Raw genomic sequence first — 18,733 nt, forward strand, 5'->3', positions numbered from 1 at the left:
CAAGAGATAAACGCTGATAACTCATCCGCTTTCATCCCTTGCAGCTTGTAGCTGTTCCCTTGCAGCTGCTTAGAACGCCTCCGCCAGCGACAAATAAAGCCCGGACTGACGTTTTTCTCCCGGCCGCTGTTCACCCCAGCCGTAATCCACACGGATGGTCAGCTTCGCATTTTCATCGTAGAACCAACGGGCGCCCAAACCGTAGTTGGGCTTGAACCCGGTACCCCCGATATCGTTGTTGCGGAATACCGAGCCGGCGCCGCCAAAGGCTGCTAATGCAAACTTAGGCTGCATATGTACAAACCAGATATTGATCGGGATCTTTGGATCAAGGAAATAGCGATATTCTGCCTGGAAGGCCAGGTAATTCTGATCGCGGTAACGGCCGGTATAATACCCCCTCATTAAGAGGTCGTTACCCATTTCCGGCAACAGGTAAAAAGGCAGGGTATTGCCCTGCAGTGAACTGAAATTGGCATTTATGCCGATAGTGCTTTTACGGGATAAGGGGAAGAAATGTTTGCTTTGCGCTTCTATCTTCCAAAGTGCCTGGCTGCTTAAAAATTCAGGAGCATAAGATACATTGAGACGTACCCAGCTGCCACGTGTGGTATAGTTCTGGTTATCCCGGTTATCAAATATACCGGTGGCCCCGATAAAAGTAACATGCCCGCCGTCCTTATTAATCAGCTGCATATGCGGGTAAACGCCTTTGCTGTCGCCGGCGCTGTAATCATCATGCTGGTACAGAAAGGTTAGCCCGGCATAGAAATTACCGGTAATGCGCTTCTCCCCTTCCAGCTGCACTTTGTAGCGTTGGTTGTTGAGTAGCGACTGGTTTACTTTGCGGGTGGTATCGCCTATTCCGTAGAAATACAGCGGAAAATCATGGTAACGCAGGTTGCTCTTAAAGTGCCAGGCATTGCCCCGGGTCCAGAAATCCGTTTTCAGGTCTATCTTCCACTGTCTCTCAGTAGTGATGGCCGGTATCAGGTTGATGGTAGAGTTCCTGGTCTGCGGATCAGGGTGCTGCTTGTCCAGATAAAAGGAATATAAGATGGCTGCCCCTACTTCAAGCCCTTTCTCCTGGGAGTAGGCCATTGCGGGCAGCACAAAAAAGCTCGGCTTATGTATGGTAGTATCGCTGCGTACGGCGGTGGTATCCGTTTGCGCGTGCTGCGCCTTCAGCATGCCGGCGCAGAGCAGCAGTAAGATGGTGGCGTATGTCCTGTTTTGCATTCAATGTGTTTACTTCCTGTCAGCATGGCCCAGGCTTTTACCTGGGTTTACTTTATCACGTACCATTTGCTTGAGTTCCTTGATTTCCGGGAAATGTCCGAATTCCTTACGGTCCAGGAGCTTCTCATCTTCAATATAAATGATAAAGCTGCCAGCCACTTCGCTGGGGCGGAGGGTAACACCGCCCAGGTCATCGGCGAAGGTTGTTAGCAATTCCTGTGCCATCCAGGCAGAGCGAAGCAACCACCCGCATTTTGGACAATACTCTATAGTAATGATCGGCTTCATGATTCAAATGTAGCTAATAATGAATAATTTACTTTTTGCTTTTTCCGAAGGCTTCCAATGCCTGCCGGGATAAAAGTATACTGGTAAACGTTAGTACCGCTCCTGCAAGGAATGGGGCGCCGGGAAAATGTACCGGAGCGCCGGGTTTCGTGAACCAGGCAAAGAGGTTGGTCATCACCGGCGGACCTATAATGGAGGTAACGCTGATCAGGCTTGTAAGTGCACCCTGGAGCTCTCCCTGTTCTGTAGGCGGCACCTGGCTGGAAATAACCCCCTGCAGCGCAGGTCCGCAGATTCCGCCCATGCAGTAGGGCACCAGGAAAATAAACATCAGCCATCCCTGATCCGCAAAGGCAAACAGTACCAACCCGAAAGTGTATAACAGCAGACCGGTGTAGATCGACCATTTCTGCCCCAGCTTCGGAATGGTAACCCTGATCAGCAGTCCCTGTACCAGGGCGACCAGCAATCCTACAAATCCCAGTGAATACCCCACCCAGGTTTCATTCCAGTTAAATTTCAGCATGGTGAAATAGCTCCAGGTGGATTGTACGGAATGTGCGGCGATGTAGATCAGCACCAGCGATGCAATCAAGCCGGTCACCACCGGGTACCGCCGCAGGTGCATCAATGATCCCAGCGGATTAGCCCTTTTCCAGTCAAAAGCGCGGCGGTTCTCCTGCACCAACGACTCCGGCAGTATGAAGTAGCCGTACAATACATTGATAAAGGTAAGGGCAGCTGCTGCCAGGAAAGGCGCTCGTGGCCCCCAGTGGCTGAACAAGCCCCCTATTACAGGCCCGATGATAAAACCCAGCCCGAATGCAGCACCCACCAGTCCGAAGTTTTGCGCTCTTTTCTCAGGCTCGCTCACGTCGGCGATATAGGCAGTGGCGGTGGTCATACTGGCGCCGGTAGCTCCTGCGATCACGCGGCCTACAAACAGCCATGCTATTGTAGGCGCAAAAGCCAGGAACAGGTAATCTATTCCGAAGCCCAGCAGCGCTAAAAGTAATACCGGCCTCCTGCCATAACGGTCGCTCAGCCCTCCTACTATCGGGGAACAGAAAAATTGTGTAACAGCAAAGGCAAACAATAACCAGCCTCCGTATTGGGAAGCCTCACTCAATCCTCCTCCCGTAAGATGCTCAATAAGTTTCGGCATTACCGGGATGATAATACCAAAGCCAATAACATCAATCAGTATGGTAACGAAAATAAAACTCAGCGCGGCACTCCGCTTAACAGTCATGATACGGATAAATTTGGGCGCAAGTTATTTAATTAATAATGAATAAAAGTCCGGCGAGCTACAATTGCTATGATTATTAATCATTAATTGTCAATAATTAATTAACTTAAATGAAACGTTTTGTATGTTCCGCAGCCCCTTTCCCATCATTTATGTAAAAGATGTTACTGCCTGTGCAGAGTTCTACTGCCAGGTGCTGGGTTTTGAACATATCCGTCAGTGGCCGGCAAAACCAGAACCCCCTTCTTATGTGTACCTGAAGCTGGGAGAATCGGGACTGGGGCTCACACGTTATGATATGGCCGAAGAGCACGTGGAAAAGAACATCCTCCTCAATGCCAATAAGCAATTCGAACTGTGCCTGTACACCGATAATGTAGACCTCACCTGCGAGAGGCTGGAGTTGCAGGGCGCGCACATGCTGGTGCCACCGGCTACTAAACCCTGGGGCCAGCGTGTAGCCTATTTTGAAGATCCCGAGGGCAACGTTATCCATATTACCGGCAAAGTACCCGAAATACAGGCCTCTGCTTCCGCAAATGATTAATTGTCAGTCCCTTTTTGATTACTGGCTATTTAACATTAGTTTTGCGCCCCGGAACGTGTAATTATCCCCGTTAAAATACACAGTGAACACTGGATAATCTATGCCACCGTATTAACATGAGCGACAGTCGTTTCCTATACCTACCGGTTACCTGGATCTTATTATCTATGGTAAATCCCGTGTCAATGGCGCAAACTTCACCGGCAGACAGCCTGCTGCATAGCCTCGATGCGCATCCCCGGCATGATTCCGTTCGGGTAAAGCTCCTCAACCAGTTAAGCAGGCTCCATTTTACAAAGGATGCTGAGAAGGCGGCACAATATGCACAGGAAGCACTGCGCCTGGCAGACAGCCTGGATTATACGGAAGGCATGATATGGGCTATCCGTAACCAGGCACTCGTAGAAAATACCCAGGGCAACCTGGATAAACAGATGGACCTCACCATGAGGGCGTTGAAAATGGCCGAAAAGTCTGGTCTTGTACATACAACAGGGATCCTGTACAATGACATCGGCAACATACTGGTAGAACAGAACAACCCTGCTCAGGCGCTGGTATACCTTAAACAATCCCTGCGCATTAAACGCCAGTTTAACGAGCAGGCGGAAATAGCCAAAACATTGAACAACATCGGCTCTTCCTGCATGCGGCTCAAACAGTTCGATTCTGCCCTGCACTACCTGCGTGAATCGGAAAAGCTGAAGCTGGCGCTACACGATGAACGGGGACTGGGTTTTACATACGAGAATATAGGATTGATCTACGAAGAGGAAGGCCAGTACGAGACTGCCCTTACCTACCTGGAACAATCCCTGCAATACTATACCGCTTCAGATAATAAGCCGGGCATCGGCAAAGCGTGGCTGAACCTTGGCCGGGTAAATACCCTGCTCAAACATTATCCTGCGGCAGCCGCACAGCTGAAGGAAGCTGCCCGCATCAATGCAACGCTGAAGAATGCGAAGAATGAGATGATCTATTACCAGTATCTCGCCCAGCTCGACTCTTCCAGGCAGGATTATATTGCTGCCCTGCAGCATTATAATGAATACACTTTGCTGAAAGAGAAATTTTTCGCGGTAGAGAAACAGCGGATCATCACCAACACTAAAGAGAAATATGAATCGGAGAAAAGGCAGGCAGAAAACCTGCTGTTGAAAGAGGAGCAACGCGCTCACCTCGCCACTATCAGGGAACAGCGTATCCTGGTAGCTGTATGTTCCTTCCTGCTGGCTGTTCTTATCCCCGTTGCCGTGTTGCTGTATCGCCTTTACAGGCGCCAGGAAGAGCTGTCCCGCCAGCTCAACAGCCGGAACGCTGAAGTGTCCCAGCAGAACAGGATCATTCTGGAACAGAATGTAGCACTGGGCAGCCTTAACCACGTGAAAGACAAGATCTTTTCCGTGATCTCCCACGATCTTCGTTCGCCGCTCGCTATACTGGAGGGAATGCTGTTCCTGCTGCGCGATAATAAACTGGAACGCGATCAGTTCCAGGAGTTTACAGACGAGCTTTGGCGCGATATGAAAAATACGGCCTACATGATGGATAACCTGCTCAACTGGGCCAGCAGCCAGATGAAAGGTATGCGCGTAAAAGCCGATGATTTCGAGATCACCAGTATATTCAACAGGGAATTTGAGTTATTGCAAACATTGTCGCGCCAGAAAGAAGTACGCCTTAGCCACCAGCTCCTGAAACCGGTATTGGTGTATGCTGATCCCGACATGATCAAAGTGGTGCTGCGCAACCTGATCTGCAATGCCATTAAGTTTACGCCGGCCGGCAAAAGCATTCATATTTCAGGACAGATAAAAGGGGCTTTCCTGGAGATCTGTGTGCAGGATACCGGTATCGGCATTCCTGAAAAGGATCAGCATAAGATCTTCTCCCATATATATTATTCTACTTCCGGCACCCAGAATGAAAGAGGCTGCGGCCTCGGGCTCCCTCTTTCGAAAGATTTCGTAGAGCTCAACCAGGGATGTATCTGGTTTGACAGCCAGCCTGGTATCGGCACCAGCTTCTTTTTCACCGTCCCTTTATCAGAAGAGGATACTAACCTGCAGGGCTATACTATTGTTGTTCAGGAACAGATGAATTAATTATTGATTTCCGCGAAGGTATCTCCCTGGTTGATGTCCCCGGTTGTAAACCCTTTCTTGAACCAGTACATCCGCTGTGCAGACGTTCCATGCGTGAACGCATCCGGTACTACACGTCCCTGTGTAGCCTGCTGCAGCTTATCGTCGCCTACTGCACTGGCCGCATTCAGGGCCTCTTCTATATCCCCGCTTTCAAGAATAGTATCCATTTTGTCTGCATGATGCGCCCACAAGCCGGCCAGGAAATCTGCCTGCAATTCCAGCTTCACCGACATTTTATTATATTCCGTTTCACTCATCCGCTGGCGCATAGCCTGCACCTTGCTGCTGATACCCAGCAGGTTCTGTACATGATGCCCTACTTCATGCGCAATCACATAGGCCTGCGCAAAATCGCCCACTACATTGAAACGCTGCCGCATCTCGTTAAAGAAAGTAAGGTCAAGATATACCTTGTCGTCTGCCGGGCAGTAAAAAGGCCCCATGGCAGATTGCGCAAAACCACAGCCGCTTTCAGTACCATCACTAAACAGTACCATTTTAGGCGGTGTGTATGTTTTGTTAAGTGCCCTGAATTGTTCCGCCCATACATCTTCTGTTGACGCCAGCACGGTAGAGGCCATGCGTGCCGATTCATCACTGCCGGCCGTAACCGTTTCGGATGTTTCAGTGCTGGCGCCGCCGGGTTGTACCTGTTGCAATACCGTCTGCGGGTCCTTATTGAACAATAAAGCCAGCACGATAATGATAATGCCCCCAATGCCGCCGCCTATGCCAATGTTACGCATACCGCCGCTGCCCCTGCGGTCTTCTACATTACCACTTAAACGTTTATTTTGCCAACGCATGTTATAGATTTTTTACAAGTTACAATTTTAGACGATGATAAATATAAAACCGGGATTTATAGCCCTGTGTTGTTGCTCATCGCTTTACCTCTGACAACTGATAACTAACTTTCGTACCTTTAGTTTATGCCTAACCCAGCAATCGCATACACCAGGATTAAAAAGGTGCATAACGCCCGCATCACGGACGAGGAAGATGCGCTGGCAGCCGAGGAACCGTTAGAAATCAGGCTGTTATACGGTCCTGCGCATAACAGGAAACTGCAAAGTATTACCGTTACCATGCGTACACCGGGACAGGATACCGAACTGGCTACCGGCTTTTTGTTCACTGAAGGTATTATCACATCCGCGGCCGACATTTCAGACGTCCACTTCCTGCAGGATGATCAGCATTCGATACAGGTAAGCCTGCATGAACGGGTGCAGCCCGTGCTGCAATCTACACAACGCAATTTTTATTCCAACTCAGGGTGCGGGGTTTGCGGTAAAACGGATCTCGCTTCGATCTACACCACCATTGACAATGCTGCCTATGATACAGGGCCTGCACTCACCTTCCCGGCTACACGTTTAATGGCCCTGCCTGATGTACTCCGTGATCAGCAAGCACTTTTTGATGACACGGGAGGGCTGCACGCTGCCGCTATCTTTAATGAAGCCGGAGAACTGTTACTGCTGCGGGAAGATATTGGTCGGCATAACGCGGTAGATAAACTGGTAGGCGCCGCCCTTTCTGCCGGTATTCCCCTGCATAACTCACTCCTGTTGTTAAGCGGGCGCGCCGGTTTTGAGCTCATTCAGAAAGCCGCCATGGCCAACATTCCTATTGTGGCTGCCGTTGGTGCGCCCTCCAGCCTCGCCGTCAAAATGGCTCAACAATGGAATATCACCCTGGTAGGATTTTTAAGACAACAACGTTGTAATATCTACACTAACGAACACAGAATAATAATATAAGCTTGCTGCTTTTAAATATATTATAATGGATCACCAACCCGCCGCTGAAAATCCCGCCCGCTTCACGGGATTAAAACTGGGTAAAGTCAAGACCACCGCTGCCGGTGTGCCTGCAGTACTCGTCAGCGCTCAACATATTCTACAGGAAGCAGGCGCCTTACGGGGCCTGAAAGCGCTGCTGAAGCTCAACCAGAAGGACGGCTTCGACTGTCCAAGCTGTGCCTGGCCGGATCCTGATGATGACCGCTCTTCTATTGCGGAATATTGTGAGAACGGCGCCAAAGCGGTTGCCGAAGAAGCCACCCAGAAAAAGCTGACGCCGGCTTTCTTTGCAGAACATTCCGTGGCAACCCTGGCCGGATTAAGCGATTATGAGATCGGCCGCAAGGGACGCATTGCCCAGCCCATGTACCTGCCGGAAGGCGCTACTCATTATCAGCCCATTAGCTGGGATGACGCCTTTGCCAAAGTAGGCCAACACCTCAATGCATTGGCTTCATCCGATGAAGCGATATTTTACACCTCCGGACGTACCAGCAATGAAGCTGCATTCCTCTACCAGCTGTTTGTACGGGAGTACGGCACTAATAATCTGCCGGACTGCTCCAACATGTGCCACGAATCCAGCGGCGTAGCCCTCGGTGAATCGCTGGGTATTGGCAAAGGCTCTGTAACACTGGATGATATTCACCAGGCAGAAGTGATCATTATCCTCGGACAAAATCCCGGCACCAACCATCCCCGCATGCTCAGCGCATTGCAACGCGCTAAAAAGAACGGCGCAAAGATCATCGCTGTTAACCCCTTGCCGGAAGCAGGGCTCATGAATTTCCTGAACCCGCAAACAGTGAATGGTTTCCTGAACATCAAAGCCCATATATCAGACCTTTTTCTCCAGGTAAGGCTTAATGGCGACATGGCATTGCTCAAAGCCCTGGCCCTCCTGCTCCTGGAAGCAGAAGCCGCCCAACCCGGTACAGTGTTGGACCATGATTTCATTGCGACGCAAACACTTGATTATGACAGCTATATCGGGCATCTGAAGCAATATACATTGCAGCAGCTGGCAGACGATTGCGGCGTACCGCTGGAGCAGATCAGGGAAGCCGCACAGCTTATCCAACATAAAAAGAAAATAATTGCCTGTTGGGCCATGGGACTTACCCAGCATAAGAACGCAGTAGATACCATCAAAGAATTGGTGAACCTCCTACTGCTGAAAGGCAGTATCGGTAAACCCGGCGCAGGTACTTGTCCTGTACGCGGTCACAGCAACGTACAGGGCGATCGTACCATGGGCATTTACGAACAGCCCTCCCCTGCCCTGCTGAACCGCCTGCAGACCGTATTTGGTTTTGCGCCGCCGCGGGAACATGGCTACGATACCGTGGCGTCCATTCGCGCAATGCTGGACGGGAAGGCCAAAGTGTTTGTAGCAATGGGCGGTAACTTTCTCTCTGCCACGCCTGATACAAGCCTCACTGCGCAGGCTCTGCGCAATTGCGATCTTACCGTACATGTGTCCACAAAGCTGAACCGCAGTCACCTGGTTCATGGCAAAGAAGCCCTGATACTGCCTTGCCTGGGACGCAGCGACCGTGACATGCTGAATGGCCAGCAACAGTTTGTAAGTTGTGAAAATTCTATGGGTGTGATACAAATGTCGAAGGGTACCCTTCAACCGGTGTCAGACCAGCTGTTAAGCGAACCGGTTATCGTTTGCCGGCTGGCAAAAGCTACGCTGGGCGACCGCTCCAGGGTTAACTGGTTATTATATGAACAGCACTACGATTATATCCGTGAAGATATTGAAAGGGTCATACCCGGCTTCAGGTCCTACAATCAGAGAGTTCGTCATCCCGGCGGATTTTATCTGCCCAACACCGCCCGCGAAGGGCGCTTCAATACAGCCAGCGGTAAAGCGCATTTTAACGTGGCAGCGCTGAACACGCCCGTACTGGCAAACGATGAATACATGATGATGACCATCCGCAGCCATGACCAGTTCAATACCACCATCTATGGCCTGGACGATCGTTACCGCGGTATATATCACGAACGCCGTGTCATCTTCATGAATGCCGCCGACATTGCCCGCGCAGGCCTTAAAGCCGGTGACGTAGTAGACCTGTACAACGATCACGATGGCATCCGCCGTACCGCACACCGTTTCATCGTAGTAGCATACAGCATTCCGGAAAGATGCACTGCTACCTATTTCCCTGAAACCAATGTGCTGGTGCCGCTAAGCAGCGTGGCAGATAAAAGCAATACACCCGTATCTAAACTGGTGATCATCAGGATTGCGCGCAGCAATTAGCATTTATTTGAACAACAGGAACTGTGGTGATCTCAACGCCGATATATCAAACCTGAAATCTGTTATTGTCGTTATCTCAAAGAAGATCGGTTTTACCGGCGGAGGGGCGCCCGGCATATATAAGGCCGCTATCCGGATGGTATTCAGCGACAGGTTCTCGTTACGTACCCTTATCCCCGCTCCCATCGCTGTTCGTAAGGGGTTTTTGAATACATTATTGTTGTTCTCTGTGATCTGCGACAGCTGCAGGTATGTGGAGAAGTTAAATTTGAAGCCAAGTACTTTCAGGGGGCTGTAATACACAGTTTCAGAACGCATGTTGATACGCTGGTATCCCATTACTTTTGTTCCCCTGTATCCCCAGATCCCATTATCGATATTGATCTCCAGTGGCTTATAAAAATAAGGGTCGGGATTGTTCAGGTAGTCTACAAAAAAGAACTCCCGGAACCTGCCCCAGGAGGGGTTGAGCAAGCGGCTGTAATATTCCAGCCGTGCATGTAATACAGCGTCTTCCGATGCACTCTTGCTCCAGAAAGTGCCTATGCCAAAACTGGCATTGAAAAGCCCTTGCTGCTTCGTGGTAAAGAACTTTTGTCCTTCCAACCCGGTATACAGGCGTCTCCGCTCTTTCCAGCTCTCCCAGCCGGAGGTCGCAGCCACGTTATATCCCAGCGGTATATCCTCTGTTCTGCCAAAGCCAAAGAAATAATGCGATTTGAAGAAGTCCTGCCGGAAAGCTCTTAACTGGGCCAGGTAATACCGCCGGTTATTATATACCGGGTCGGCCTTGAACACAGGCTGATACGGGTTACGCTGGAAAAAGAGGTTGTAGTGGCGGAGCAGTATGGCCACGTTGGGCTTAGCGCCTACGTCTATGAAACTGGAGCTGGGCCGGATAAAGTTATATCCCACCCAGGCGTCTATCACTTTATAACGGTAATTGCGGTAAAGGCTGTCGGGCCGCGCAGCATGGTTAATAGACCAGTTGCTGGCCAGGAACAGGCCACCCACCAGGGTAGCGTTGTTACGGTACAGCGGCCTTTCCAGCTGTATATAATAAGATCCTTCCAGCACGCCTGTATCCAACGCCTGGGGCTGATTCCCGTTCAGCGTAGTATAGCCCACGCTGGCATCAACAAAGGAGCCTGCCACGTTGTATTTGGTATACCGGATGGAGGTACCCCAGGGTGGCGTCCAGCTGTTCTGCCAGGAGAAGCGGACATCCAGGCTTTGTCCTGCGCCAAAAAGATTATTGTTGGAAATGCCGCCCCTGAAATTGGTAGAAGTGAATGACGACAGGTCTGCGCCGTACTCAAATACGTCCTTTGTTACTACCAGCAGATCCACAGAATCCGGTGAGGCGCCGGTATTGATAATATAAAGCCGCGCATCCTGCAGGAAGGCCCTGTTACGCAGGTAACGTTCGTTATCGGCCATGGTGTAGGGGTTGATGGTGTCTCCTTCGCGGAAGAAAAGCGCCTGCCGGATCACCCACTCATTCGTGTTGTAGTGGAGGCGGTTGGCCAGTTCCAGCAGCTTCATGGAGGACGAGAAGGTGGTATCGTTGATGTTGCGGGGACCAAACACTTTTACCTGCCGGTAATAGATATTCCGGACGGTCCGCCCCGCATAAGGCGTAAAGTAACGTTCACTCTTGATAATGGAACTATCCTCTGGTGGCTCCGGCACGTCCTGCCGGGTAATGCGTTTGATGAAGGACTGGCGGGCTTCCTTATTTCTGATAGAGTCCCGCAAACGGTTAAAGAATCCATTGCGCGCGGGTTTGGGAATCGTGTCGGCATTAACCTGCGGGCAATATCCTTCACGTACAATTCCCCCCTGCACTAAATTAGGCTGCAGTGTAAAGACGATGAAACAGCAGCAGATGAGCCGGCATATTTTAATAAGTCTTCCCAATCGTTTCAATCACTTAGACGCGTGTAACAGTACCTGTAATGTATTAAAAAAATGAGAAACGAAAAAAAAGGAATCCTTACAATAAATTCCAAAAGGCAGATTCCAAATTCCAAATGATCGTCGGGAAGGTCTCCCTGGTCTTTGGAACCTGGAATCTGGGATTTGGAATCACACATTTTATCTTCTCAATAAACCGGATAATAAAGAGATAAGGAATAACACAATGAAAATGAAGAATAATATTTTTGCGATGGAAGCGGCACCTGCCGCAACTCCCCCAAATCCGAATATAGCCGCAATGATGGCTACAACAAAGAAAATAACTGCCCAGCGTAACATAAGTAAACAGTTTTGGTGACGTAGGTATGGATACAAACATCATTCCAGAGCAGTGCCGGTCAGCCACTCACAATCGTCGTCTCCCATCCGTCATAGCGCGCATTCATCTGCCTGGCAAGGTCCCAGAGGTACATTACCAGCCGGTCTATACTGTGCTCGTCCGCCGGATCCGCGCGGGAAATATGCAAGATAAAGGGGTATTCCGGTTCGGTGCTGCGCCCGTTCTCTTCCAGCAGAAAGCCGTCTTTCTTCACCTGCTCCCAATACAATTCCCGATCTTCTTCCCGGCCAAAGTAGATCCAGTGGTCAATCTGTCTTTCCTTTTCCCCAATATCCCCGTGTTTTTTCAGCGTACGCAACACTTTGCGGTTTTGGATGCGCTGAAATTCCTGTACATCGGGGAACAGGTAATCAAAATACAGTTCCCAGGTCCTGTCTTCCTTTACTCCGAAATCGTAGCGGTAATTGGGGAAATTGATCATCACATCGGCAATGGCTTTATCGTACAGCAGGGTATTGCCGGTATAAAAGTAAAAGTCCCGCACGCCATTCGAAATAGTGCGGCCCACGAAATAGGCGTTTAGCTTCGCTTCCAGTTGTTCTACCAGCGAATCCTCTATCTCTCCCAGCATGGCAAATTCATCCCCTTGCGGGAAGCCGTCTGCCCGCGGATGGTTCAGGTACACGGTTATAAATATGGCATTGGGTTTATCTTTCAAAGGGGCAAAACGGCGAAGGTCCAGATCTAATCCTATAATAGCGGGATTGTCCTCAATAGAGCATGTATATATGTCCCAGTCAGGTTGGTAATCGCGGTGCATATGGCTTAAATTGGAAGTGGAAGGTAAAGGTACGAAGTTTGAGAATTGAAGAAAGAGGTATTTCCCGTTGCCATTCATCATAAAACACTTTCAACGCGTTGAATTCCTATTACTTTTATGGCAACAGATAAAGCAAGTATTGAAGAAAAAAATTTATATGCGGACGATCGCCATTCTTTGGCTGATAATAGTGGCAGGAACAGGGGCGGCAATAGCACAAGAACACAACAATGCCCCCTCAGGACTTATTTATGGAAAATTAGTAGATGCGGAGGGCGGTAAACCGGTAGAGTATGCTTCTGTAGCGCTTTTACGTTCCGATTCTACTGTAGTGACGGGTATGCTATCCAAAGGAAACGGCGATTTCAGCCTGGAGCACCTCAGCCCTGGACGTTATATACTTAGAATAAATTTTATTGGCTATACCACCGTTTATAAAGATGTAGCCCTCACACCCAAACAGAACCAGGTAGATATAGGAAACGTTAAACTCAGCGCCAATGTTAAGTCACTCGCTGGCGTAGAAGTGATTGGCGAAAAGCCCACTTATACCATGGCCATTGATAAAAAAGTTTTCAACGTAGATAAGAACCTCGCCTCTGCTGGCGGTACTGCTGCCGACGTGCTGAAACAGGTGCCTTCCGTGAATGTAGACATAGATGGCAACGTCACCGTGCGCAGGGGCAGTCCTACTATTTTTGTAGATGGCCGTCCCTCTACCCTCACACTTGACCAGATACCCGCAGATGCTATTGCCAGTATAGAGGTAGTGACCAATCCTTCGGCCAAATATGATGCAGAAGGCGTTAGCGGCATTCTCAATATCGTGCTGAAGAAGAACCGTAAAGCAGGTATCAATGGCAACGTCAATGCAGGCGCGTCATCATTAGGCGGCGTTAACGCCGGTATAGATCTGAACCTGCGCCAGGAAAAGTTCAATTTCTTCGTTACCTATAATGTACGTACCCGTAAAGCATGGATGAATTCTCATCTTTTCCGGAAAAATATCGCGGCAGATACTACTACCTTCCTGGACCAATACCAGGATGGCGACCAGTTCCGCCGGTTCCAGTTTGGGCGTGTCGGCTTCGACTATTTCCTGGATAACCGCAATACGATCACCATCTCACAAGGTATCGTAGCGGGTAAGTTCGAGAACAATAACAATCAAACCTTGTATGATCTGGATGCCATGCAGCAGCGTGTGCGCTACGGCACCGGTATTGACAACAACAATCACGGTTTCCGCAATTATACCACCCAGCTGGGCTACAAGCATACATTTACCGAGGCAGGCAAAGAACTTACAGCCGACTTTACTTATAACCGTGCTAACGGTGACGACGGTACGGACTATTCCATCCAATATTACAACCTGGATCACGAGCCCATCGCATCGCCCCGCCAGCCGGAGCTGCGTCATGGCCGTGGCGGAGGTAATACAACCTATTTCACCGGGCAAATAGATTACACCGATCCTATTACCGCCACTTCAAAACTGGAAGCTGGCCTGCGGACCACTGCACGTACTTTTAATAATGAGATTAACACCCTGGGACTGGATTACAGCACCGGTCAGTTTGTGCTGGACAGCGCCCTTTCTAATAAGTATCATTACCAGGAACATGTAAATGCCGCTTATGTTAACTACAGCGGTACTATCAAAAACTTTGGCTACCAGGGCGGTCTCCGGGCAGAGCAATCTTTTTATAGCGGCGATATGCAGAGCGCAAAGGCCAGTTCCTATGAGATCAATTACCCCGTAAGCTTTTTTCCCAGTGTGTTCCTTTCACAGAAGCTGAACGGCGAACACGAGCTGCAGCTGAACTATAGCCGTCGTATACGCCGTCCCTGGTTCCGTGATCTGTTGCCGAACCTGGATTATAACGCGCAAAGCGCCAGCCGTGGTAACCCGGGGTTAAGGCCGGAATTCACCAACTCTTTTGAGTTGTCTTATCTTAAAACATTTGCCCAGAAGCATAACGTTATGGTATCGCTCTACTATCGCAATACCAATAACGCCATCACCGACTTCTATACAGATACCACCCTGAACCTCAACGGACAGGATCAGAAAGTAGTGCTCTCCTACCCGGTGAACGCCGCCACCCGAAAAGCATTAGGCGCTGAGTTCACCGTACGCAACCAGATCACCTCCTGGTGGGATGTTACCACCAACCTGAACCTGGCACAAACAAAAGTAGATGCCGAAAACCTGGGCGGCGATCTTAACAACAGCGGTTTTACCTGGTTCGGTAAGATCAACAGTAATACTAAGCTGCCCTGGAACCTGCTGCTGCAGGTAACCGGCAACTATGAGTCAAAAGAGATTCTTCCGCAGGGCGAAGCCGCCGCAGAGTACCAGGTGGATATGGCGCTCAAAAAAGATTTCCTGAAGAACAAGGCTTTATCGGTAACGATCGCCTTAAACGATATTTTTAACCAGGACAGGGACCTGAATTTTACCCGCACCGCCTTCGCCGAACAGGAAAGGTTCCGTAAACGCGCTAGTCGCGAGCTCCGTCTCAATATAGCCTGGCGCTTTGGCAAAATGGACATGAACCTCTTCAAGCGTAAGAACAACAATCGAAATGATCAGGACCAGGATCAGCATCGTGACGAGGGAAGCTGACAAAAAAGCTAGCAAAAAGTACTTCTAATATGTAAATGGCTCCTGAGTAAATGCAAATTGCTGATAAAGAGATGCCATTTGCTCTTCATACCCTGAACGTCCGGGTTAATAAATGCGATTGAGGAGTGGAGAAGTAGAACGGCCTACCTGGGAACAGCAATTTGCGACCAGGTTCCCTTGACTTGGCAGTCCAGGACTTAATCGTTGAACCCTGGAACTGAAACACTGAACTATAATGCTGGAATTTAGGCCTCGTTTTTTTGGAATTTGGGATTTGCACCATTAGCTTTGGCGCCAAAACCATAGATGAGCATGGCAGAAAGCTTCAACAGCAATACTATTACCCTCCGGTTCCTGGCCCAACCCTCTGACGTCAACTTTGGCGGCAAAGTTCACGGGGGTGCCGTAATGAAATGGATAGACCAGGCCGGCTATACCTGTGCTGCTCACTGGAGCGGTCAATACTGCGTGACCGTTTACGTTGGCGGCATCCGCTTCTACCAGCCTATCGGCATCGGCAACCTCGTTGAGATCACTGCCAGTGTGATCTACACCGGCAAAACCAGTATGCATATCGCCATTAACGTATTTGCCTCTAATCCAAGGGAATCGGAGCGTATCAAAACCACGCACTGTATTATGGTGTTCGCTGCGGTAGACGATTCCGGCAAAACTGTGCCCGTTCCTAAATGGACTCCCCAGACGGAAGAAGAACACCACATGTGTAATTACGCCCAACGTTTAATGGATCTGAGGAAGAATATTGAAGAGGAAATGAAGCCTTATTTATAAGTTGCAAGCTACTAGCTGCAAGCAATAACCTTCCGGGAAGAAGCTCTCTTGTGAAAGGCTGATACTTGCAGCTTGCAGCTTCTATCAGTGCGTAAACTGCATTTCACTCAAATTCTTATATAAGCCGCCATCTACCCCTATCAGCTCCTTGTGCGTGCCTTCTTCCACAATGCTTCCCTTATCCAGCACAATGATCTTATCCGCTTTTCGCACAGTAGACAGCCTGTGAGCGATCACAATAGAGGTACGTCCCTGCATCAGCTTCTCCAGGGCATCCTGCACCAGTCTTTCTGATTCTGAGTCCAGCGCAGAAGTAGCCTCATCCAGTATCAGGATCCGGGGATCCTTCAATACGGCGCGGGCGATGGCGATACGCTGGCGCTGTCCGCCTGAAAGCTGTATACCCCGCTCACCCACGATAGTATCCAGGCCCTGTGGGAAGCGCTGGATGAATTCCCATGCATTGGCCTTTTTGGCAGCCTCGAGGATCTCTTCGTCGCTGGCGCCCGGCTTGCCATAGCCGATATTATCCCGGATATTACCGCCAAAAAGAAATACGTCCTGCGGTACCACTGCCATCTGCGCCCGCAAGGCAGTAAGCGGCAAACCGGTGGCCTGCTTGCCATCGAAGGAGATATGGCCTTCTATTGGATCGTATAAACGCAGCAGTAATGATACAATGGTGCTCTTACCGGCCCCGCTTGGGCCAACCAGGGCTACCTGCTGGTCTGCCGCTACGGTAAACGAAACGTCCTTCAATACGTGCATATCTGCCCGTGAAGGATAATGAAAAGAAACCTGGTTAAAGGATATTTCCCCGCTCAGGTGATGTTCCGGCAATATAACAGCGCTGTCGGTAATAGGCTCTGCCGGTTCATCCAGGATCTCCAGCAGGTTTTCTGTGGCGCCCATGCTTTTCTGGATGCTGGTATATACTTCGGCCAACCCCGTAATGGAGCCACCTATAAAGCCTGAATATATAATAAAGGAGAACAGGTCGCCGGTAGACTTCATCTCGCCGGTGGAGATCAGCAGTGCGCCACGCCAGATCACCGCTACCATAGCGCCGAAAATACCCATAATGAGGAAAGAGGAGAATGCCCCGCGGTACTTGCCGCTCTTGATGCCGGTGCCCGCAGCTTCCAATGTCTTCTGCCGGTAACGCCTCATTTCGAAGAATTCATTGGCAAAGGCTTTTACGGCCAGGATGCCCTGCAGGGTTTCTTCCACAATAGTATTAGCCTCGGCCACCTGGTTTTGCACCTGTTTTGAAAAGCGGCGGAGAAAACGGCCAAATACATAAGCCACCATCATTACCAGCGGAAAGATGGCCAGCATGAATATAGTGAGCTTGAAAGACGTATGTAACAGCAGCGCCATACCGCCTACGATCACAATGATCTGCCGTATGAACTCTGCGATGGTAGTAGTAAAGGTTTCCTGCAGCAGGGAGATATCAGACGATATGCGGCTGCCCAGCTCTCCCACCCGCCTGCTGAGGAAGAATTTCATGGGCAGCTTAATAAGATGGTTATAAATCGTTTGCCGCAGCGTGGCTAAAGTTTTTTCCGTGACGTTAACGAAGAGTACTATACGAAAATAAGAGAAGATAGCTTGTCCTAGCAGTACGCCACCCAGCATCAAACCGAGTTTGTTGATGTCTTGCGCCAGGTGCCCTTTGGCGCTGGAATCCACCAGGTCGCCCAGCAGTTTGGGAAATGCCAGGCCAGCCAGGCTTGAAATAAAAAGGAATAGCATGCCAAGGCTAAACTGGGGCCAGTAAGGCCTTACATATTTATATAGGCGGAAAGTTTTCCTCAGGGAAGCCAGGCTTAGGCCTTTACGAAGATTCTTAAGATCAAAAAAGTTTTGCATCAGTCCGGGTACTTAATGTTCTGGTTTTATTCAGCAGATAGGGGTATGATCTGCGGTTTGCTCTGATAGGACGAATCAGCAGGGCAATATATTTTAAATCCCGGACATAAAAAAAGGAAGGTTATAAGGCCCTTGCAGCCCGCACAACCTTCCATCTCACAATTGACAAATTAAGAACTTAGCCGAAAGCCGTAAGTGGCCAGTCTAATGTCTTTTGCGGTTCTTGGATGAATCTTCTACCCCTGTACCATAACGGGAGGAGTCCTCACCGGCATTAATAGCGCCAGGGGGCTGTTCAGCCGCAGGCGCAGTGTCTCTCATGGAGGCCGTATCGGACATTATTACACTACTATCCGTCTGCATAACGCCGGTAGAATCAGTAGCAGTATTATTGCCGCTGCCGCAGGATGTTACTAACAGACCGGAGAGACCGGCTATCAGCAGCATATATAAGCATTTCCCTTTCATAAGAATTAGTTTTATGGTCAAACATTCACTTTACCATTTTTAATGCGTAGAGTCCGGCGGTATCCTGTTGGAAGTATCCTGCATGTGCATAGAGGAAGTATCCCGCATTGCGCCGGACGTATCCTGGATAACATTACTTGCAGAGTCTGTACTGGTAGTGGTTCCGGAGCCTGCGTCCTTTGAACTGCCACATGCAAATATGAACAAGCTGAGTATCATTGCCAGGCAAACGGTGATGCACAGTTTGTAAATAGAGGGCTTCTCGATCTTTATATTGGTCATGACTAATGGGTTTATCTGTTTTACAATTAAAAATATGGTTCG

At 49.6% G+C, this 18,733-nt stretch carries 16 protein-coding genes; 6 read left to right on the plus strand and 10 right to left on the minus strand.

The window, feature by feature from the left end; translation table 11 throughout:
• Positions 1–69: 69 nt before the first annotated feature.
• Genes ACR9Y8_RS01320 through ACR9Y8_RS01330 form a run of 3 tightly spaced genes read right to left on the minus strand, consistent with a single transcriptional unit; the run spans position 70 to position 2,779 of the window.
• A complete protein-coding gene (locus tag ACR9Y8_RS01320; RefSeq protein ID WP_481211416.1) occupies positions 70–1,239 on the minus strand; it encodes a BamA/TamA family outer membrane protein in 1,170 nt (389 codons plus the stop codon).
• A gap of 9 nt (positions 1,240–1,248) precedes the next feature.
• Entirely contained in the window at positions 1,249–1,527 is a 279-nt protein-coding gene (locus ACR9Y8_RS01325; RefSeq protein ID WP_481211417.1) for an Rdx family protein, read from the minus strand.
• Between the two features lie 28 nt (positions 1,528–1,555).
• Complete coding sequence (locus ACR9Y8_RS01330) at positions 1,556–2,779, minus strand: TCR/Tet family MFS transporter (RefSeq protein WP_481211418.1); 1,224 nt, start codon at positions 2,777–2,779, stop codon at positions 1,556–1,558.
• A 124-nt stretch (positions 2,780–2,903) separates the two neighbouring features.
• Here ACR9Y8_RS01330 and ACR9Y8_RS01335 point away from each other — a divergent pair, with 124 nt between their 5' ends.
• Entirely contained in the window at positions 2,904–3,326 is a 423-nt protein-coding gene (locus ACR9Y8_RS01335; RefSeq protein WP_481211419.1) for a VOC family protein, read from the plus strand.
• Between the two features lie 185 nt (positions 3,327–3,511).
• Positions 3,512–5,434: a tetratricopeptide repeat-containing sensor histidine kinase gene (locus ACR9Y8_RS01340; protein ID WP_481211420.1), complete on the plus strand. Its 1,923-nt coding sequence runs from the start codon at positions 3,512–3,514 to the stop codon at positions 5,432–5,434.
• On the opposite strand, the gene ypfJ is transcribed toward ACR9Y8_RS01340, so the two are convergent.
• Complete coding sequence (ypfJ, locus tag ACR9Y8_RS01345; protein ID WP_481211421.1) at positions 5,431–6,282, minus strand: KPN_02809 family neutral zinc metallopeptidase; 852 nt, start codon at positions 6,280–6,282, stop codon at positions 5,431–5,433. The genes ACR9Y8_RS01340 and ypfJ overlap by 4 nt on opposite strands.
• A gap of 126 nt (positions 6,283–6,408) precedes the next feature.
• On the opposite strand from ypfJ, the gene fdhD reads away from it, so the two are divergent.
• Together fdhD and ACR9Y8_RS01355 are read left to right on the plus strand one after the other, a co-directional pair.
• Positions 6,409–7,242: a formate dehydrogenase accessory sulfurtransferase FdhD gene (fdhD, locus tag ACR9Y8_RS01350; protein ID WP_481211422.1), complete on the plus strand. Its 834-nt coding sequence runs from the start codon at positions 6,409–6,411 to the stop codon at positions 7,240–7,242.
• Between the two features lie 25 nt (positions 7,243–7,267).
• Positions 7,268–9,562 carry an FdhF/YdeP family oxidoreductase gene (locus ACR9Y8_RS01355; protein ID WP_481211423.1) on the plus strand — a complete coding sequence of 765 codons (2,295 nt, stop codon included), beginning with the start codon at positions 7,268–7,270 and terminating at the stop codon, positions 9,560–9,562.
• A 3-nt stretch (positions 9,563–9,565) separates the two neighbouring features.
• On the opposite strand, the gene ACR9Y8_RS01360 is transcribed toward ACR9Y8_RS01355, so the two are convergent.
• From ACR9Y8_RS01360 to ACR9Y8_RS01370, 3 genes are all read right to left on the minus strand, one after another.
• A complete protein-coding gene (locus ACR9Y8_RS01360; RefSeq protein WP_481211424.1) occupies positions 9,566–11,482 on the minus strand; it encodes a hypothetical protein in 1,917 nt (638 codons plus the stop codon).
• A gap of 177 nt (positions 11,483–11,659) precedes the next feature.
• The gene (locus ACR9Y8_RS01365) at positions 11,660–11,821 is read right to left on the minus strand and encodes a DUF1328 domain-containing protein (RefSeq protein ID WP_481211425.1); all 162 of its coding nucleotides are present in this window, start codon (positions 11,819–11,821) and stop codon (positions 11,660–11,662) included.
• A gap of 59 nt (positions 11,822–11,880) precedes the next feature.
• On the minus strand, positions 11,881–12,642 hold the full coding sequence (locus tag ACR9Y8_RS01370; RefSeq protein WP_481211426.1) for a DUF695 domain-containing protein: 762 nt from the start codon (positions 12,640–12,642) through the stop codon (positions 11,881–11,883).
• A gap of 157 nt (positions 12,643–12,799) precedes the next feature.
• Between ACR9Y8_RS01370 and ACR9Y8_RS01375 the strand changes: the two genes are divergently transcribed.
• Positions 12,800–15,274, plus strand: a complete 2,475-nt coding sequence (locus ACR9Y8_RS01375) for a TonB-dependent receptor (RefSeq protein ID WP_481211427.1) — start codon at positions 12,800–12,802, stop codon at positions 15,272–15,274.
• A 312-nt stretch (positions 15,275–15,586) separates the two neighbouring features.
• The gene (locus ACR9Y8_RS01380) at positions 15,587–16,066 is read left to right on the plus strand and encodes an acyl-CoA thioesterase (protein ID WP_481211428.1); all 480 of its coding nucleotides are present in this window, start codon (positions 15,587–15,589) and stop codon (positions 16,064–16,066) included.
• A gap of 84 nt (positions 16,067–16,150) precedes the next feature.
• Here ACR9Y8_RS01380 and ACR9Y8_RS01385 read toward each other — a convergent pair whose 3' ends face one another.
• From ACR9Y8_RS01385 to ACR9Y8_RS01395, 3 genes are all read right to left on the minus strand, one after another.
• A complete protein-coding gene (locus ACR9Y8_RS01385) occupies positions 16,151–17,941 on the minus strand; it encodes an ABC transporter ATP-binding protein (protein ID WP_481211429.1) in 1,791 nt (596 codons plus the stop codon).
• A 204-nt stretch (positions 17,942–18,145) separates the two neighbouring features.
• A complete protein-coding gene (locus tag ACR9Y8_RS01390; protein ID WP_481211430.1) occupies positions 18,146–18,409 on the minus strand; it encodes a hypothetical protein in 264 nt (87 codons plus the stop codon).
• A gap of 39 nt (positions 18,410–18,448) precedes the next feature.
• Complete coding sequence (locus ACR9Y8_RS01395) at positions 18,449–18,691, minus strand: hypothetical protein (RefSeq protein ID WP_481211431.1); 243 nt, start codon at positions 18,689–18,691, stop codon at positions 18,449–18,451.
• Positions 18,692–18,733 lie beyond the last annotated feature (42 nt).

This window comes from Chitinophaga sp. SVR4-12A, assembly GCF_056754765.1.

Excerpts from the sequence above, each read along its gene's own strand:
- ACR9Y8_RS01320 (WP_481211416.1), bottom strand. The coding sequence starts at position 1,239 with ATGCAAAACAGGACATACGCCACCATCTTACTGCTGCTCTGCGCCGGC.
- ACR9Y8_RS01325 (WP_481211417.1), bottom strand. The coding sequence starts at position 1,527 with ATGAAGCCGATCATTACTATAGAGTATTGTCCAAAATGCGGGTGGTTG.
- ACR9Y8_RS01330 (WP_481211418.1), bottom strand. The coding sequence starts at position 2,779 with ATGACTGTTAAGCGGAGTGCCGCGCTGAGTTTTATTTTCGTTACCATA.
- ACR9Y8_RS01335 (WP_481211419.1), top strand. The coding sequence starts at position 2,904 with ATGTTCCGCAGCCCCTTTCCCATCATTTATGTAAAAGATGTTACTGCC.
- ACR9Y8_RS01340 (WP_481211420.1), top strand. The coding sequence starts at position 3,512 with ATGGCGCAAACTTCACCGGCAGACAGCCTGCTGCATAGCCTCGATGCG.
- ypfJ (WP_481211421.1), bottom strand. The coding sequence starts at position 6,282 with ATGCGTTGGCAAAATAAACGTTTAAGTGGTAATGTAGAAGACCGCAGG.
- fdhD (WP_481211422.1), top strand. The coding sequence starts at position 6,409 with ATGCCTAACCCAGCAATCGCATACACCAGGATTAAAAAGGTGCATAAC.
- ACR9Y8_RS01355 (WP_481211423.1), top strand. The coding sequence starts at position 7,268 with ATGGATCACCAACCCGCCGCTGAAAATCCCGCCCGCTTCACGGGATTA.
- ACR9Y8_RS01365 (WP_481211425.1), bottom strand. The coding sequence starts at position 11,821 with ATGTTACGCTGGGCAGTTATTTTCTTTGTTGTAGCCATCATTGCGGCT.
- ACR9Y8_RS01370 (WP_481211426.1), bottom strand. The coding sequence starts at position 12,642 with ATGCACCGCGATTACCAACCTGACTGGGACATATATACATGCTCTATT.
- ACR9Y8_RS01375 (WP_481211427.1), top strand. The coding sequence starts at position 12,800 with ATGCGGACGATCGCCATTCTTTGGCTGATAATAGTGGCAGGAACAGGG.
- ACR9Y8_RS01380 (WP_481211428.1), top strand. The coding sequence starts at position 15,587 with ATGGCAGAAAGCTTCAACAGCAATACTATTACCCTCCGGTTCCTGGCC.
- ACR9Y8_RS01385 (WP_481211429.1), bottom strand. The coding sequence starts at position 17,941 with ATGCAAAACTTTTTTGATCTTAAGAATCTTCGTAAAGGCCTAAGCCTG.
- ACR9Y8_RS01390 (WP_481211430.1), bottom strand. The coding sequence starts at position 18,409 with ATGAAAGGGAAATGCTTATATATGCTGCTGATAGCCGGTCTCTCCGGT.
- ACR9Y8_RS01395 (WP_481211431.1), bottom strand. The coding sequence starts at position 18,691 with ATGACCAATATAAAGATCGAGAAGCCCTCTATTTACAAACTGTGCATC.